Annotated in this window: 1 protein-coding gene; it reads left to right on the top strand. The window is 54.0% G+C overall.

All coding sequences use genetic code 11. The features are described 5' to 3' along the window. Positions 1-280: FAD assembly factor SdhE (sdhE, locus tag SB756_RS28565; RefSeq protein ID WP_410912869.1), on the top strand; the 280-nt coding region annotated here is incomplete at its 5' end. Positions 281-359 lie beyond the last annotated feature (79 nt).

Genomic DNA, 359 nt, shown 5'->3' with positions numbered 1-359 from the left:
AGACAGGAAGAAGATGGACATTAACAACAAAGCCCGCATTCATTGGGCATGCCGCCGTGGTATGCGCGAACTCGATATTTCAATCATGCCGTTTTTCGAACATGAGTACGACAGCTTAAGCGATGACGAACAACGCATCTTTATTCGTCTGCTGGAATGTGACGATCCGGACCTGTTTAACTGGCTGATGAATCACGGTGAGCCAAAGGATCCGGAGCTTAAGCGGATGGTGAACCTGATCCAGCAGCGTAACCATGCTCGCGGCCCGGTGGCAATGTAAGCTGCGGCCCTCTCGTCTGGCGTGCGGGTTAGTCTGCGCCTGGCTGATAGCAGCCGTGACTGGCGTGGTGCTGATGACG

The sequence above is a fragment of the Pseudomonas sp. SIMBA_068 genome (genome assembly GCF_046534705.1).
GTDB lineage: Bacteria > Pseudomonadota > Gammaproteobacteria > Pseudomonadales > Pseudomonadaceae > Aquipseudomonas > Aquipseudomonas putida.
This window is presented reverse-complemented; position numbering and strand designations above follow the sequence as displayed.